Source organism: Phaeobacter sp. B1627 (assembly GCF_006265095.1).
Classification (GTDB): domain Bacteria; phylum Pseudomonadota; class Alphaproteobacteria; order Rhodobacterales; family Rhodobacteraceae; genus Epibacterium.
The window spans coordinates 1-14880 of sequence record NZ_VCNK01000037.1 but is presented as its reverse complement, the minus strand read 5'-3'; the positions used below and the strand labels follow the sequence as shown (position 1 = coordinate 14880).

Here is a 14880-nt window from a genome sequence, read left to right as displayed (position 1 = left end):
CAGCCTCCGGGAGGGGTCATGCCTCGGGCGCTTCCACTTCGGGACGGGGGAATTTTCCATCATTTGGTCGTCGCGGATCAGTTGAGCGGCGTCGCAGTCTCCATCCGCCGGGCCCTGCCCGGGCCGCCGGGCTCCGTTCTGCGGAAGCAATCATGACGCCCAACAGAACAAGGGGCAGAGCGAACAGAAAGCTCCTCGATAGCGGCAGCCGGAAGATCAAAAGATCCGCCAGCAGGGGCCAAAGGAGTGCGATGTATTCGAAGGGAGCAAGCCTTGACGCCTCTGTGTAGCGAAAGGCAAGGGTCATCGCGATATGGGCAAACCCGCCGAACAGGCCCGCCCCAATCAGCCATAGAAGTGTCGCACCCTTTGGCAGGTTCCACCCCATCGGTATCGTGGCCAATGCCCCGACCATCGAAGCGAGGACAAAGTACAGCGCAATCGCGCCCGGACTTTCGGTTTTGTTCAGGCGTCGCACCATGATCAATGCCAATGCCGACATCCCGGCAGAGAGCACCGCAAGCAACAGCCCGGTGATGCGTTTGTCGGACGCGGCGGCGCTGTCAAGCTCCGGCCACACCATGACAACCACGCCCGCAAAGCCCAGCGCCAGCCCCCCAACCCGCCAACGCGTCAGCCGCTCGCGCAACAGAACACATGCGGCGACGGCCAGAATCACGGGAGACAGCTGCGCGATCAGGATTGCTTCGGCGAGGTTCAGCCTGGCAACCGCCGCAAAGGAGGCAAACAACGCAATCACACCGAAGCTGGCCCGCAGAACATGATCCAGGGGCCGCTTTGTCGCCAGTCCCTGCGGAAATTCGCGCCGCAGCCACAGGAATAGGATCAGCGGGACCAACGCAAAGGCTGATCTGAAAAAGACGATCTCGCCCAAGGGGACATCTGCGCTGACCGTTTTGACGCAGACAAACATACCGCCCATCAACACGCCAGACAGCACGCGCAGGCCAATGCCAAGGCTGGACGGGTCCCTCTGTGTCATCGGTGACCATCCTTTTCGGCAAGCCGGTCGCGCAGCGCATCTCCCGTCAGATTGATGGCAAGAACGCAGCCAACCACCGCAAGACCGGGCCATAGCATTTGCAGCGGTGTTGATCGCATATGAATGCGGGCGTCAAGCAGCATCGTGCCCCATTCTGGCGAAGGAGGCTGAACCCCGAAGCCGAGAAAACCCAGCGCCGATATGCCCAGAACCGCGCGGGCGAACATCCCGGTCCAGACCACCATGAGCGAGGACAGCAGCGACGGCAGATAGTGCCAGAAGGCAATGGCTGCAGGCCACAGGCCGGCCAACCGGGCCTGCACCACATATCCCCGCGAATGGAGCGAGACCCCGACCGCCCGTGCAACGCGGGCATATCGCATCCACCCTGTCACGGTGAGGGCAAAGATCAGGCTGCCTGTTCCCGCGCCCAAAACCCCGGCAATGACCACCGCCGCCACAAGGTCCGGGAAGGCGAGAAACGTATCGGTTGTGCGCATGAGGGCCCAATCGGCCAGTCTTCCCCCCAGGGCAGCCACAAGGCCCACGAGGGTGCCGATACACAGGCCTGCCACAGAGATGACAAAGGCGAGGCCAAGCGACCAGCGCGCCCCATGCAGAAGGCGCGACACAATATCGCGCCCCAAAGCATCCGTTCCCAGCAGCCACTCGGCGCCCGGGGGGCTCAGGCGGTGCGCGATATTGATCTGTGTCGGATCATGCGGCGCAAGCCACGGTCCCGCGATCCCAAGCAGCAGAAAGAGGGCAGCCAGACCGCCGACACTACGCATTGTGCTCTCCGATGCGCGGGTCAATGGCGCGGTAGATCAGGTCGATGATCATATTGAAGGTCACGAACAGGAGCGCGGAGAAAACGACGACGGCCTGTACCTTGGGAAAATCGCGGGCCTCAATCGCGCCGACCAGAAAACTGCCCAGCCCCGGACGGGCAAAAATGGTCTCGACCATGACGGCCCCCTCCAGAAGAAAGGCCAATTCGAGGCCGAATACAGTCACGACCGGAATGGCCGCATGCGGTGCGACATGGGCGCGCGCGATGTCACGGCAGGCCACGCCACGGCGACGAAAGGCCGGCAGGAAAGGCTGCGCCCGCGCATCGAGAATACCCGAGCGCAGGATCCGCGTGAACGACGCGGCCACCCCCAGCCCCAATGTCACAGCGGGCAGCACAATATGGACCGGCGTCCGCGCCCCCGTGGCGGGCAACCAGCCCAGCCGGACCGCAAACAGCATAATCAGCAGCAGACCCAGCCAATAGGCAGGGATCGACGCTCCCAGCGCCGCCACCCCCACGGCGCATCGATCAAGCCAGCCCCCCGGCCGCCGCGTCGCCACCAGCGCCAGCGGCAGAGATATGATCAGACCCACCAGCAGCCCCGCGAGGGCGAGCGGCAGAGTGTAGGACATTGCCCTCACGAGGTCCGGCCAGACGTCGCGTCCCGTCACAGACGACTGCCCGAAATCGCCCACCAGCAATGGCGCCACCCAGGCCAGAAAGGCCTGCCAGAAGCCGCCGTCCAGTCCGGCCTCCGCGCGCAGCTGATCGATCACCGCCGCAGGCACCACCGTGTCAAATCGTGCCAGCGCAATCGCAAGCGCCGGGTCCCCCGGGGCATGCCAAAGCAAGGCAAATGTCGCCAGCGCCGCCCCTGTGAGCACCACACCGGCGCGCAGAATGAGCCCGACCACAAGCCCCGTCATGCAGCGTGCTCCAACGCGCCGAGCGCGAAGGCGGCATTGCGCAGAGTGCGACCATAGGCCGTCTCAGGTGCGGCAACAAAGGCCTCCGTGCGGCTGAGTTCTTCGATACGCCCCGCGCGCAGCACGGCAATGTCATCGGAACAGGCGGCCGCATAGCCCAGATCATGGGTGACGATCAACGCGGCAAAGCCCTCCTCGCGCTGCAGATCTGCGATCAGACGGGCCGTCTGTTTCTGCGCTATGGCGTCCAGGGCAGAGAGCGGCTCGTCAAACAAGACAAGGGGGGGCTGCGCAATCAGCGCCCGCAGAATGCCGATCCGCTGCGCCTGACCGACAGAGACCTGCGCCGGGCGGCGCTCCAGCAGCGCAGGCGCTATTTCAAGCCCGTCACACAGTTTTTCCAACCGCGCGGGATCTGCAGTCCGTCGGCGGGCGGCCAGCGGTTCCATCACCGAGCGGCGCAGTGACAGGCGCGGGTTGAAGGCGCTGCGCGGCTCTTGCAGGACAACGGCGGGTCGGCAACGGCACAGAGGTGCATTTTGCCATGTGATCTCTCCCGCGCTGCAGCGCACCAGCCCGAGAATTGCGTTGATGAGCGTCGATTTTCCCGCTCCGCTTTGTCCGACAACAGCAAGCGTGCGCCCCGGAGCGAGGCTCAGCGACACCGTATCAAGGGTCATCCTGGCCGCCCTGTGCACGCAGACACGATCTAGGTTCAGCATGGAAATGCGCGCCAGTTTCGATGCCCACACAGCATTTTGCCCACATGGGTTTCCGGGGCCGTCAGGAAGTGAGCGGTTGCGGCGTCCTCGATGATGCGGCCCTGGTCCATAACCATCAGCCGCGCCACCCGACGTGCCGCCAGGCCAAGGTCGTGGGTAATGAGCAGAAGTGCTGTGCTGCGCGTGGCAAGATAGCCCTCCAATAAATCCATGGTATCGGCGGCAACCACCGGATCTAGCGCCGAGGTCGGCTCATCCATGACCAGAAGCTCGGGGCGGCCAATAAGGGCCATTGCAATCACAAACCGCTGTTGCATGCCGCGGCTCCATCCCCATGGGCGGTCGCGCATGTTGCCGCCCGAAATCCCAAGAGCCGAGAACAGCGCCTGTTGCTGTGCAGGGTCAGGCAACACCCCGATCGCCCGCGCCGCCTCGCGCCAGTGAAACGCCATGGAGCGCAACGGATCCAGCCCCTCGTCCGGGCTTTGCGGGACGTGGGACACCCCTCGCCCCTGCTGGCGCAGGCGATCGACCAGCGCATGACCCAGCGTTGATTTACCGGATCCCGACGGGCCGACCAGCCCAACCCGTTCGCTGGCCCTGATCTCCAGATCGGTGGGATGCAGAATGATGCGACCCGCGCGGATACCGCTCAGGCCAGTGGCCCGGATCGTCATTTTGTCAAAGCCGTCTCATGAGTGATCCAGTAGGTCTCGGTCGGGTGCACCGCGTAACCGGTCAATCCCGCGCGCGCCACATTGGTCTGGCTCACATGAAAAACGGGGATCATCGCCGCTTCGGATGCGATGATGTGCTGGACACGATCATAGATGTCCGCGCGCGCGCCCTCATCAAAGGTGCTGCGGCCGTCGGCGAGAAGCTGATCCAGTTCGCCATTGCTGTAGGCGCCCGCGTTTGACCCGCCGCCCGATCCCAACAGCGTCTCAAGGACCGCACCAGGGTCGCCCTGCGGCGCGGTGACCCAGGCCTGCAGAAACATGTCCGCGCTTCCGTCGGAAATGGCATCGGCACTGGCCCCGTACTCGCCGATGCGTATATTTGCCGTGATCCCGATCGCCTGCAAAAAAGCCTGGGTCAGCTCTGCGGTGGGCGGCAATGCGGCGCGGGAGGCATATGTCACAATGTCGATTTCCAGCGGCGCTCCCTCCAGGGACCAGCGCCCCGCCGTCTTCACGGCTCCCGCCTCGGCCAGCAGGTCCTCTGCCATGGCCGGGTCGTAGACAGGAGTGATATCCGCGGCCCATCCCGTTCCGGCCGGATAGATCGTCCCCGCCGGGACACCGCCCACACCCGACAAGGCCGCCTCCACGATCCCCTCGCGATCAATTGCGACCGAGACGGCACGGCGGATCAGCGGATTGCTCATCGGGCCGCTGGCGGCGTTGACCGTGTAGAAATACAAACGCCCCGTCGGGGCGGAAAACCCAAGCGCGCCGGTGGCCTGAATGCGGGTGAAATCCGTTTCTGGGTAGTTGATCACCATATCGACGTCCCCCGCCTCGAATGCCAGCGCCGCAGCACCGGGATCCGAAATCGCCACCACGCGCACCTCATTGAGACCGGGGGCGCCAAGGCGGTAATCCGGATTTGCCTCGACGCGGTAGAGCTGCCCGGCGATCGCCTCTCGGAAGATATACGGGCCGGTGCCGTTGATGGGAAACGCCCCGGATCCGGCCCCCAATACGGCGAGACCGGGCTCGGAAAGGGACCATGGAAAGGCCGCGTTCGGGCTGTTTGTCTCAAACACGACAACACGGTCGCCGACCGTCGTGACGGAGGCCAGATCCAGCAGATCGGCGATCCTCGCATTATACGCCGAATGGCTCGGGTCAAGCACCGGCGCAATCGCATCGGTTACGCTTTGGGCGGTCACCGGGGTTCCGTCATGGAACTTGACCCCCTCGCGAAGGGTGACGTGCCATGTGGTCGGCTGGATCAGGTCTATGACTTGTGCCAGACGCGGATAGAGTTTCAGATCATAGTCGATGCCCATCAGCGTCTCTGTCACGCCCGTCTGGTTGGACATCCAGCCATTGTATCCCGCACGTGGATCAGGCACATCCGATGTCGGACCGAAACCGACTGCAATCGTCAGGTCAGCCTTCTGGTCAGCCTTCTGTGCGAAGACGGGTTGCGCCAGGCTCAGCGCGATCAGGGCGGATGCTGCGAGGCTCTCAAAGAGTGACATAATGGCGTCCTTCGGATTTAGGCTACGGGCGGATTTAGACTACGGGCGGATTTAGGCTACGGGCGGATCTAGAAATTACGGGGGATTTGCGTGCTGAACGTATCGCGGGAGAGTGTTTTGGCTTCGGCTTTCGAGAGCATCGACAATGCGTCATTCTCGCTCAGACCGCGGGCACGGGCGGTGTTCCAGATGCGGCGCGCAGAGGTAGGTGACCACGGAAGCACCGCCTGCCCCAGCCAGAGCCGCAGGGGCGCGGGCAATGCGTCATAGGTCTGCATCGGCGCTCCCGCACGCCGCTTGCCGCGCAGACTTGTCTGACCCAGGTTGCGGGAATGTTGTGAGGGCATTGTGTCGCTCGGAGTTGAAAAGTCTTCACGTAACTAGAGAAGTTACTGGAGCCACGCAACCTGAAATGTTACGTGAGGGTCAAGAAATATTCGGAGATCTGCCGTGAAGCGAAACAGCCGCCTGTCCCTGGCTCTTCATACCCTCAGCCATATGGCGGGAAATCCGGATGAAATGCGGACATCTGCCGATATTGCCGAGCACGCAGGCACCAATCCAGTTGTTGTGCGCCGCGTTTTAGGACGGTTGCGCAAGGCGGGACTGCTGACGTCGGAAAAGGGCCACGCAGGCGGCTGGAGACTGGCGCGCGTTCCTGAACAAATCACCTTGGCAGATGTCTATCTCGCGCTGGATGAGCGGCTGGTCGCCAGTGACCAAAGCCCCCATGCGTCCGGCTGCTCGGTGGAGAACGCGTTGCACAGAACCGTCTCGGGCGTGCTGGAGGACATCGAGCACAGCCTTGTTCAGAAGCTCCGCGAAACCTCCATCTCAGACATGCGGGGGACCTGAAGATGCCGCAGGCAAGGCTTTCACAGGTGGCCAGTCCACAGGTCGCAAGTCCAGGGGCCGCAAGCTCAGGGGCCGCCAGCTCAGGGGCCGCAAATGCAGAGGCTGGGATGCCGCCGAAGCATATCCCACAGGCCAGACACGGCCATCGAGCCCCATAGGCTGTGATCCTCTCTACCCATTTTGAATCTCACCACCGCTGCAATGACCACGCGGTATGTACCCGTCCAAACGTCTCGAAGGGCAAGCCCATGATCAAATCCGTTTCCACCCTCCTTGTTCTTCTCTCGGCCGGCGCTGTCACTGCTCAGGGGATGCGCCAGCTGGACGCGCACGAGCACGGTGTAGGCCATTTGGACATCGCCTTTGACGGCGACCGCATTGCAATGGCGCTTCATGTCCCGGGCGCCGATATCACAGGCTTTGAATATGCGGCCAAAAGCAGTGAAGACCGTGCGAAGGTGAATGAGGCGGTTGCCCGTCTGGCGCGTCCGCTCGACTTGTTCTCCCTCCCTGACGCGGCCGGATGCAGTGTTCTTGAAGCGAGTGCCTCCCTTGAAAGCGAAGCAGGACAGGCGGAGCACGAGGAGCATGACACAGACGGGCAGTCGAGCGAGCAGATGGGCGGGCACAGGGGTGAGACTCTGCCGGGCGAGAATGAGACAGAGGATCACGAGCATGAACATGAGCATGAGCATGAGCATGAGCATGATAGCCACGGGCAGGAGCCAGCTCATAGCGAATTTCAGGCGCAATACCTGCTGGAATGTAATGACCCCACCCGGGCAAGCCTCATCACATTTGCATATTTTGAGGCCTTCCCAAAGGCGATGGAGCTGGACGTTCAGGTGATCACGGACCGCGGAGCGACCGCGTTTGAGGTTATGCGGGACGCCCCCACGCTCGATCTGCGCGAATTGTTCTGAGGCCTGGCCCGATCGTGGAACAGGATGAACCCGTCGTGTCGCTAGAGGACGTTTGCTACCGCTGGGGCGGGCGGGCCTCCTTTGCGCTGAACATTCCGCACTTCCAACTGTCCAAGGCCGGGAGCGTCTTGCTTCTGGGGGAAAGCGGGTCCGGCAAATCGACGCTGTTATCGCTGGTCTGTGGGACGATAACCGCGCAGAGGGGCACGGTCAGGGTTGGCGGCACAGACATCGCCTCCTTGTCGGCAGGGGCGCGGGACCGGTTCCGGGCGGAGCATATCGGGTTGATCTTTCAGCAATTCAATCTGTTGCCCTATGCAACTGTCCTCGACAATATCCTTCTTCCGTTGCGTTTCGCCCCGATGCGCCGCGCCCGCGTGCCATCTCCTCGCGCGGCGGCACGGGCACTGTGCCTTGACCTGGGGCTGCCGCCGGAAACCCTGACCGCACAGGCCGGCAGGCTCAGCGTCGGGCAGCAACAGCGCGTCGCGGCGGCGCGCGCCCTCATCGGGGCACCGCCGTTGCTGGTCGCGGACGAGCCGACATCGGCATTGGATGCCGCGACACAGGCCACCTTCCTGAGCTTGCTGTTTGCCCAGGCGCGCGCCTCTGGCAGCACCCTGTTGATGGTGAGCCACGATGCCCGCCTCGGGGCGCAATTTGATCGTGTCGTCCGGATGGCTGACATCACGCAAACGATGCAGGTCCGCCCATGATCCTGCGTCTTGCCCTTGCGTCGCTGCGCGCCCGTTTGCTGACTGTGGGCATGACGATCCTCGCCATTGCCCTGTCCGTTGCCCTGTTTTCAGGGGTCGAGAAGGTGCGCACTGGCGCAAAAGCCAGCTTTGCCGATACGATTTCCGGGACCGACCTGATCATGGGGGCGCGATCAGGCTCGGTCCAACTGCTTCTCTATTCGGTTTTCCGCATCGGGAATGCGACCAACAATCTGACATGGGAAAGCTACCAGGACATTGCCGCTCGCCCCGAAACGGACTGGATTGTCCCCATCTCTCTGGGAGACAGCCACCGGCAATTCCGGGTGATGGGAACAACCACGGAGTTCTTTGATCGCTACAAATTCCGCGCGGGCCGATCCCTGATCCTTGCAGAGGGCGCCGTGATGGACGATGTGTTTGACACCGTCCTCGGCGCCGATGTCGCGGCGACATTGGGATACGCGATCGGCGATCCGATCGTCGTGGCACACGGGCTTGCCTCCTTTGTGGACCACGACAATCAACCGTTTCGCGTCTCTGGCATATTGGAAAAAACCGGGACGCCCGTCGACCGGACCGTGATTGTCAGCCTTCGTGCCATCGAGGCCATTCATGTGGATTGGCAAAATGGTGCAGCGATCCCGGGACAGTCCACATCGGCGCAGACCATCCGGCAGATGGCGCTTGAACCGCAGGCGGTGACCGCCGCCCTGATCGGCGTCAAAAGCCGACTGCAGGTGTTTGGATTGCAACGCGCGATAAATGACTACCCACACGAGCCGTTGCTGGCGATTTTGCCCGGCGTTGCGCTGCAGGAATTGTGGCAGATCGTCGGGATCGCAGAAACAGCGTTGATTGCCGTGTCCGGGATGGTGGTCGTCACAGCCCTGATTGGTATGATGGCCACGATATTTTCCAGCTTGAACGAGCGCCGCCGCGAGATGGCTATTTTCCGCGCGATGGGCGCGCGCCCGCGCGTGATCCTGAGTCTTTTGATCATCGAGGCAGCTGTTATGGCCGCGATCGGAGCGCTAGCCGGACTGGGGATGCTTTACTTGGGGTTGCTGATCGCCCAGCCCGCAATTGATGCCAGCTTCGGCCTGTGGCTCCCGATAGAGCCCCCATCGCTGCGCGAGCTTCAGGTGGTGCTGGGCGTGGTCGCCGCTGGCGCGATTGTGAGTGTCGGGCCTGCGCTGAGAGCCTACCGCATGTCACTGGCGGATGGTATGATGGTCAGGATCTAGAAGACGGAATGATATGATGGAATTGCCCTCTCGGCCTCTGATCGCAGCTGCTGCACCATGCGCGCCACCTCCGCCTGCGGGTGGCCAGATGCGACACCGACGTCAATTCACTTGCCCGACCACATGCCCGCCCCCTTCCCTGGCTGACATTGGCGATGCGCAGGACGCCGATCTGATCGAGGTGTTCCAATGGTAATCCGGCGCCTGGACCGCAGGGCCGTGCTGGCGGCATTCGGAGCACTGGCGGTTGCACCATCCGGTGCAATGGCCGAAGATATTATCGACCTCAAATGGACCGATCTGATCCCGGAGGGGCAGCCCAGGGTCCCGCCATTCGTACAGGGCCTCATTCAGCATGACACCCCTGCGATGACACGCCAGCAACCCCCGTCGCACGGGGTGCGCACGGATTGGAACGGCCAGACAGTGCGGCTGCCCGGCTACATTGTCCCCATCGAATACTCCGGGACGGGCGTGACTGCGTTTATCCTGGTGCCATTTGTCGGCGCCTGCGTCCATGTCCCGCCGCCGCCCGCGAACCAATTAGTGTTTGTCACCACCGCAAAGCCCTACGAAGCAACAGGCCTGTTTGAAGCCGTGAACGTCACGGGCATGTTCGGCACCGCTTCGACCTCGACGCAACTGGCTGACATCGCCTATGCCATTTCAGCGGATCGCATCGTACCGTTTTGAAAACCCGTCCCGCGTCCCGTAGGTTTGGGCGAGGAACGCGACTGAGCGACACGACTGCTTCACAGAAGTCAGCGTTGCAAAGAGGATTTTCCCGCGAGGTAACACCCGCCTTCCAGACAGCGCGCGCCGTCTGCATCCCCGTCTGCATCCCGGTCTATGAAACCCAGTTTGCGCACCACTGCTCCGCGCCCCTGTTTACCAGCGACAGCGATCTGGAGACCGACGGTTTGCCGGTGCGCTACATGCTATCGCGGTGGGCCGCATTCGTTTTCTGGAGGAAATTGGCTGGGATGGTAGGATTCGAACCTACGGTACACTGTACCAAAAACAGTTGCCTTACCACTTGGCTACATCCCAGCGCTCTGTGTGAGAGGCCTTCTAATGAGTGTTGCAGAGCGCTGCAAGGGGTTTTTGCGAAAAAAGTGCGCACCCGAGCGACCAAAGCTGTTTTCTCAACAAAATCAGAATATTAAACTCCGGGTCACAATGATTTCAAAGACGTAAACAGAGGGCGGGTGGCCCTCTGTTTATCCCGTGCATCAGCGCCAGAAGGACTACTCAGGGACGCCCGCTTCCCGCAGCGCACTGGCCCAGTCCCGCCCTGAAGGCGTGAAGGCGGCCGCGTGTTCCTGCATGTATCGCGACAGGCTGAAGTCCGGGCTGACCCGCATCAGACAGGCCACGACATCGCGCGCTTCATCCGCCCTGCCCGACATCTGCAACGCAATCGCCTTGGTGCGCAGCGTCGATGGGTAGGAATCGTTTTCCTGCAGCGATTGGTCCGCAAGTTCGATGGCGCGGTCATAGTCCCGGGCGGCCAAATTCACGGATGCCGCCAAAGAGTCAAAGTAGTAGCGCTGTGGCCCCAGAGGCGTCAGTTTTCGCGCCGCCTCGGTCAGACGCAGCCCCTCATCCGGGTGGTTCTGCATTGCCCGGGTCGCGCCCTTCAGCAGCAAGGCCAACGCCTCGTTCGGATTGTCCTGCAGCGCCTTGTCATAGGAATATTGCGCGGTGTCGAAGTCGAACGTCAGATAGCTGGCAATCATCCCGCGAAGAGTATGGGCAAGCGAAAACGCGGGATCCTGTGCAAGCGCGGCACTGGCGAGATTTTCAGCCATCAGGGTGCTTTTGTGGCGATCAGCAGAGAGACCTTTTTGAACCTGCATCACATGCCAGATCCCAGCCCAGGTCAGCACCACGGGATGGTGCATTTCGCGTTCCAGCAGGGTATCGAGAATCTCGTTCGATTTTTCGAACTGGTCGGGATGTTTGCTTTGCATCATCACGATCGCGGCCATCAGCAAGGTGTGATTGGCCAGATTGGACAAAGGGCGAAAGCTGACCAACCGCACGGCTTCTCCGACGACGGTCTGACCAATTTGGCTGGTCGCCTCGCGCAGAGAGCTGCTCTGTCCCATCAGAAGATCCGACAGCGACCCTTTGAATTCCCGCGACCAAATCACCTTTTCGCGATGCGCATCATGCAGATCTATCTGCGCAATGAAATCATGGCCATCGATAAAAACCGATCCGGACACGAGATAGCTCACTCCGGCGACGGAGGACACGTCTGCCGGGCGTACATCCTCAATACTGAATTGCCGGGAGGCCATGTAGGAGGTGACAGAAAACGCCTGGCTCCGCGACAATTGGCGCGACAGCTCTTCCGACAGGATCGACCCCAGCGGCGCCGTGGCGTTTCCGGGCGATCGCTGTACGAAGGGCAACACTGCAATAGACGGCAGTAGCTCGTCCAGAATAATCCGGCTCCGGTCGCGCGGCGCCCAGGGCAGATCTTTTCCTTGGCTGGTGGAACTGTCGGTCTGCGCCCGCATCTCTGCCAGCCAGTCCGCAAAGACATGTTCATGGGGCAATTCAAAGCCTTCCATGAAATCACCACGGGATGCGTCGGCTTCGATCTCGATCATGCTGAGGTCGAGCGTGACCCGCTCCCGGTTGGCGATCAATGCGCCGGAAGCCAGGGGGCCAATGTGTTTTCGCAAGGTCGAAAGCGCTGTTCGCAGACTGGCCTTGGCCTGCTCCGGCTGGGCGAAACTCCATAAAATGTGCTCTAGAAATGCACGCGTTCGGATTCCGTCTTCGGCCGTGATCAAAAGCGCCATAAGCGCCTGATGTTTTGCACCGAGTTGAATAGACTCACCATCAGGTCGGAATACACCAAACGCACCGCACTGACGGACTTTTAAAACTACTACCATTGGACACTCTCGCCATAACCATTACCAGAGACGCTGTGGCAAAAAACTCATAAATTGCCCATGAGCAACCTCACGCCACCATTAAACCACCAAAACCGCGACCGGCCAACAAAAAAAGGGACATTATATAAAAGCTTTTCCTTTCAGCCTATTAACAGATTGTAAACACTCGCTACAAATGGTTAACAGACCACACGGCAACACAACCTGAACTTGCATAACATGTATTGCAATTTCACGCTGCCGCGAGCGGAATTATATGAAATTGCTTGGAAATCGCCATCCGACGAATAGCCTAATTTTTAATCTAGGTTTTTATTTGGTTTCCTCCACTGCCGCCGCAGATTACCTAGGGTCAACCGGATCGCACGGCGCCCTGCCCGAGGCCAGAAGGGCGTGCCCTGATCGAAAAGACTCTGATTCCATCGCCGCAGTGGCGCGTCCTCGGTAAACCGGATTGATCGTTCCCTGCCGGACATTGCTGCAGTCGGGAAGATTCAGCCGCCTTCTCAAATGTCCAAGAATCACCGACAAAAAGACAAGCCGACGGCCACCGCGCTCCACCGGGGCCGCGATGAAGGCTCAGGGCCTGCATGCGCTTGACCGCAAGCCGGTCACACGGCTGTCGCACAGACTCGGTAGGTCGGGCGGATCGACACCCCGATTGAGGAAATGAGCCCTACCATGCTGCTGCCCCCCTTCACCGCTGCCGGATCCTTTTTCCGGGGCAACCTGCACACGCATTCCAATGTGACCGACGGGGCGCTGGACCCTGCTGAGGTCTGTCGCAGATACAAAGCCGAAGGCTATGATTTCATCTCTCTGACGGATCACTTTGTCGGCCGCTGGGACTATCCGATCACCGACACCCTGCCATTTCGGGACGACCGGTTCACGACGCTGCTCGGCGCAGAATTGCATTCCGGCGCGCAGGCCAACGGTGAGCTTTGGCATCTTTTGGCCGTAGGTCTTCCTGCGGATTTCGCCCCCTCCAACTCCCCCGACTTCCAGCCGGTCGCGGGTCAGGAAACCGGAGCTGAGATCGCAATGCGCGCCCGGGAGGCCGGCGCTTTTGTCGCCATCGCCCATCCCCAATGGTCCGGGCTGACCATGGAGGATGCGCGCAGTATCACCGCAGCCCATGCGGTCGAGATCTACAATCACGGCGCCCACAGCCTCAGCGACCGTGGCACGGGGATGCCAATGCTGGAGCTGCTGTTGTCCGAGGGGCGCGATCTGACATTGATCGCAACTGACGACGCGCATTTCAAAGGGCCGGACGCTTTCGGAGGCTGGGTCATGGTCAAAGCGGCTGAAAATGACCCGGAGCATCTGCTCGCCGCCCTGAAGGCCGGTCATTTCTACGCCTCACAGGGGCCGGAGATTCATGGCATCTGGCTGGAGGACAGCCAGGTTCGCGTTGCCTGTTCAGCGGCCTCCATTGTGGTTGTCCAGGCCCATGGCAACGCCGCCGAAATGGCCGTTGGCGACGCCATGACCGACGTCCGGGTGGAACTCGGGCGACTGAGCAAGAGCCCCTGGCTGCGGGTGACGGTCATCGACCGGGCAGGCAAACGCGCCTGGTCAAACCCGGTCTGGCCCGGCACGCTCTGATCCGCTCGGCGACTGCGCGGTCGGCGTCCGGGCCAACGGCCGTGGCAGGACAGCCACGGCGGGCGGGCCGCGCCCCGCGCGTCACGACTGGCCCGCGCCCTCGCCGGACAAATCCTTCAGGATCGGACAATCGGGACGGGTGTCACCGGCACAGCAGGTGATCAGCTCTTTCAACGTCGCCCGCATCGCCGCAAGGTCAGCGATCTTCGCCTCGATCTTGGTCAGATGGGTTTGCGCAAGCTGTTTGACATCGGCGCTGGCACGGCTCTCATCCTCATAGAGGCCCAGCAGTACGCGGCAATCCTCGATCGAAAACCCCAACGCCCGCGCGCGCGCCAGAAACGCCAGCTTATGCAGGTCACGTTCCTCAAAGCAGCGATAGCCATTGGAACTGCGGCCAGGGCGGATCAGACCGATATCCTCATAATAGCGGATCGTCTTGGCCGGCAGCCCTGATCTGGTCGCGACATCGCCGATATTCATGTCTTTGCACCTCCCTGGTCCGCCCACGCGGCTGCCCGCGCCCTACACTCCTCAAGATGGGCAAACCCACCCGCAATCTCAAGCCACTCAACGTAAACTTGACAGGTTTGCAACAGTATGGGGCCCTGAGAAGGGGTTTTCCTGAAGGGCTGATCCGCGAGCCTCGAAACAACAGCCTGGCACTCCGCCTGAAATTCGGGCCTGACGCTCCGGCCTGAGGCCCTGGCCTACGCTCTGGCCTGAAACTCGGAATGCGCTTCCGCCCTCTCTTCCGTAGTTGCGCCCCGCCCGATGAGTGATGTAGGCCTAGCTCAACCACGCCCGGTCCATGCAGTTCCGGGTGTGACATTCGCCCATGAGACCCGCCCCGATACCCGATCCACCTCTCCGCCTATCGGGACCAAGGGTCTGAAAAGTCAGACAAGAAGGAACACCGATGATGAAAACCCGCGCCGCTGTTGCACTTGCCCCGGG

15 protein-coding genes and 1 tRNA gene are annotated in these 14880 nt (G+C 61.6%); 6 read left to right on the top strand and 10 right to left on the bottom strand.

Annotation, left to right across the window (positions count from 1 at the left end):
- Positions 1-16: 16 nt before the first annotated feature.
- The 7 genes from FGE21_RS17430 to FGE21_RS17400 all read right to left on the bottom strand — a co-directional run bounded on the left by FGE21_RS17430 (position 17) and on the right by FGE21_RS17400 (position 6003).
- Positions 17-1003, bottom strand: coding sequence for a DMT family transporter (locus tag FGE21_RS17430; RefSeq protein WP_139664696.1), 987 nt, complete (start codon positions 1001-1003; stop codon positions 17-19).
- Positions 1000-1794 carry an ABC transporter permease gene (locus FGE21_RS17425; RefSeq protein ID WP_139664695.1) on the bottom strand — a complete coding sequence of 265 codons (795 nt, stop codon included), beginning with the start codon at positions 1792-1794 and terminating at the stop codon, positions 1000-1002. The genes FGE21_RS17430 and FGE21_RS17425 overlap by 4 nt, the downstream gene beginning before the upstream one ends.
- Positions 1787-2725, bottom strand: coding sequence for an ABC transporter permease (locus FGE21_RS17420; RefSeq protein ID WP_139664694.1), 939 nt, complete (start codon positions 2723-2725; stop codon positions 1787-1789). Before FGE21_RS17420 ends, FGE21_RS17425 begins: the two co-directional genes overlap by 8 nt.
- Complete coding sequence (locus tag FGE21_RS17415) at positions 2722-3405, bottom strand: ABC transporter ATP-binding protein (protein WP_255731642.1); 684 nt, start codon at positions 3403-3405, stop codon at positions 2722-2724. Before FGE21_RS17415 ends, FGE21_RS17420 begins: the two co-directional genes overlap by 4 nt.
- A 35-nt stretch (positions 3406-3440) precedes the next feature.
- Complete coding sequence (locus FGE21_RS17410) at positions 3441-4124, bottom strand: ATP-binding cassette domain-containing protein (RefSeq protein WP_139664692.1); 684 nt, start codon at positions 4122-4124, stop codon at positions 3441-3443.
- On the bottom strand, positions 4121-5656 hold the full coding sequence (locus FGE21_RS17405; RefSeq protein WP_139664691.1) for an ABC transporter substrate-binding protein: 1536 nt from the start codon (positions 5654-5656) through the stop codon (positions 4121-4123). Before FGE21_RS17405 ends, FGE21_RS17410 begins: the two co-directional genes overlap by 4 nt.
- A 68-nt stretch (positions 5657-5724) precedes the next feature.
- Positions 5725-6003 (bottom strand): DUF6525 family protein, encoded by a 279-nt coding sequence (locus tag FGE21_RS17400; RefSeq protein WP_255731641.1) that lies wholly within the window; start codon positions 6001-6003, stop codon positions 5725-5727.
- A 103-nt stretch (positions 6004-6106) separates the two neighbouring features.
- Between FGE21_RS17400 and FGE21_RS17395 the strand changes: the two genes are divergently transcribed.
- From FGE21_RS17395 to FGE21_RS17375, 5 genes are all read left to right on the top strand, one after another.
- Positions 6107-6511: an Rrf2 family transcriptional regulator gene (locus FGE21_RS17395; protein WP_139664689.1), complete on the top strand. Its 405-nt coding sequence runs from the start codon at positions 6107-6109 to the stop codon at positions 6509-6511.
- 248 nt (positions 6512-6759) lie between these two features.
- Positions 6760-7434 (top strand): DUF2796 domain-containing protein, encoded by a 675-nt coding sequence (locus tag FGE21_RS17390; protein ID WP_139664688.1) that lies wholly within the window; start codon positions 6760-6762, stop codon positions 7432-7434.
- A 35-nt stretch (positions 7435-7469) separates the two neighbouring features.
- Positions 7470-8150, top strand: coding sequence for an ABC transporter ATP-binding protein (locus FGE21_RS17385; protein WP_255731640.1), 681 nt, complete (start codon positions 7470-7472; stop codon positions 8148-8150).
- Positions 8147-9397 carry an ABC transporter permease gene (locus FGE21_RS17380; protein ID WP_139664686.1) on the top strand — a complete coding sequence of 417 codons (1251 nt, stop codon included), beginning with the start codon at positions 8147-8149 and terminating at the stop codon, positions 9395-9397. Before FGE21_RS17385 ends, FGE21_RS17380 begins: the two co-directional genes overlap by 4 nt.
- Positions 9398-9586: 189 nt before the next feature.
- Positions 9587-10090, top strand: coding sequence for a DUF3299 domain-containing protein (locus tag FGE21_RS17375; protein ID WP_139664685.1), 504 nt, complete (start codon positions 9587-9589; stop codon positions 10088-10090).
- Positions 10091-10372: 282 nt separating this feature from the next.
- On the opposite strand, the gene FGE21_RS17370 is transcribed toward FGE21_RS17375, so the two are convergent.
- Positions 10373-10447: transfer RNA gene (locus FGE21_RS17370), tRNA-Gln, on the bottom strand.
- Positions 10448-10644: 197 nt separating this feature from the next.
- Positions 10645-12309, bottom strand: coding sequence for a tetratricopeptide repeat protein (locus FGE21_RS17365; RefSeq protein ID WP_139664684.1), 1665 nt, complete (start codon positions 12307-12309; stop codon positions 10645-10647).
- A 684-nt stretch (positions 12310-12993) separates the two neighbouring features.
- On the opposite strand from FGE21_RS17365, the gene FGE21_RS17360 reads away from it, so the two are divergent.
- Positions 12994-13923: a CehA/McbA family metallohydrolase gene (locus tag FGE21_RS17360; protein WP_139664683.1), complete on the top strand. Its 930-nt coding sequence runs from the start codon at positions 12994-12996 to the stop codon at positions 13921-13923.
- A gap of 81 nt (positions 13924-14004) precedes the next feature.
- Here the strand turns inward: FGE21_RS17360 and cueR are convergent, their stop codons facing one another.
- Positions 14005-14406, bottom strand: a complete 402-nt coding sequence (cueR, locus tag FGE21_RS17355; RefSeq protein WP_139664682.1) for a Cu(I)-responsive transcriptional regulator — start codon at positions 14404-14406, stop codon at positions 14005-14007.
- Positions 14407-14880 lie beyond the last annotated feature (474 nt).

Bases quoted from the DNA above. Each gene is read 5' to 3' on its own strand.
- FGE21_RS17430 (WP_139664696.1), bottom strand. From the start codon at position 1,003: ATGACACAGAGGGACCCGTCCAGCCTTGGCATTGGCCTGCGCGTGCTG.
- FGE21_RS17425 (WP_139664695.1), bottom strand. From the start codon at position 1,794: ATGCGTAGTGTCGGCGGTCTGGCTGCCCTCTTTCTGCTGCTTGGGATC.
- FGE21_RS17420 (WP_139664694.1), bottom strand. From the start codon at position 2,725: ATGACGGGGCTTGTGGTCGGGCTCATTCTGCGCGCCGGTGTGGTGCTC.
- FGE21_RS17415 (WP_255731642.1), bottom strand. From the start codon at position 3,405: ATGACCCTTGATACGGTGTCGCTGAGCCTCGCTCCGGGGCGCACGCTT.
- FGE21_RS17410 (WP_139664692.1), bottom strand. From the start codon at position 4,124: ATGACGATCCGGGCCACTGGCCTGAGCGGTATCCGCGCGGGTCGCATC.
- FGE21_RS17405 (WP_139664691.1), bottom strand. From the start codon at position 5,656: ATGTCACTCTTTGAGAGCCTCGCAGCATCCGCCCTGATCGCGCTGAGC.
- FGE21_RS17400 (WP_255731641.1), bottom strand. From the start codon at position 6,003: ATGCCCTCACAACATTCCCGCAACCTGGGTCAGACAAGTCTGCGCGGC.
- FGE21_RS17390 (WP_139664688.1), top strand. From the start codon at position 6,760: ATGATCAAATCCGTTTCCACCCTCCTTGTTCTTCTCTCGGCCGGCGCT.
- FGE21_RS17380 (WP_139664686.1), top strand. From the start codon at position 8,147: ATGATCCTGCGTCTTGCCCTTGCGTCGCTGCGCGCCCGTTTGCTGACT.
- FGE21_RS17375 (WP_139664685.1), top strand. From the start codon at position 9,587: ATGGTAATCCGGCGCCTGGACCGCAGGGCCGTGCTGGCGGCATTCGGA.
- FGE21_RS17365 (WP_139664684.1), bottom strand. From the start codon at position 12,309: ATGGTAGTAGTTTTAAAAGTCCGTCAGTGCGGTGCGTTTGGTGTATTC.
- FGE21_RS17360 (WP_139664683.1), top strand. From the start codon at position 12,994: ATGCTGCTGCCCCCCTTCACCGCTGCCGGATCCTTTTTCCGGGGCAAC.
- cueR (WP_139664682.1), bottom strand. From the start codon at position 14,406: ATGAATATCGGCGATGTCGCGACCAGATCAGGGCTGCCGGCCAAGACG.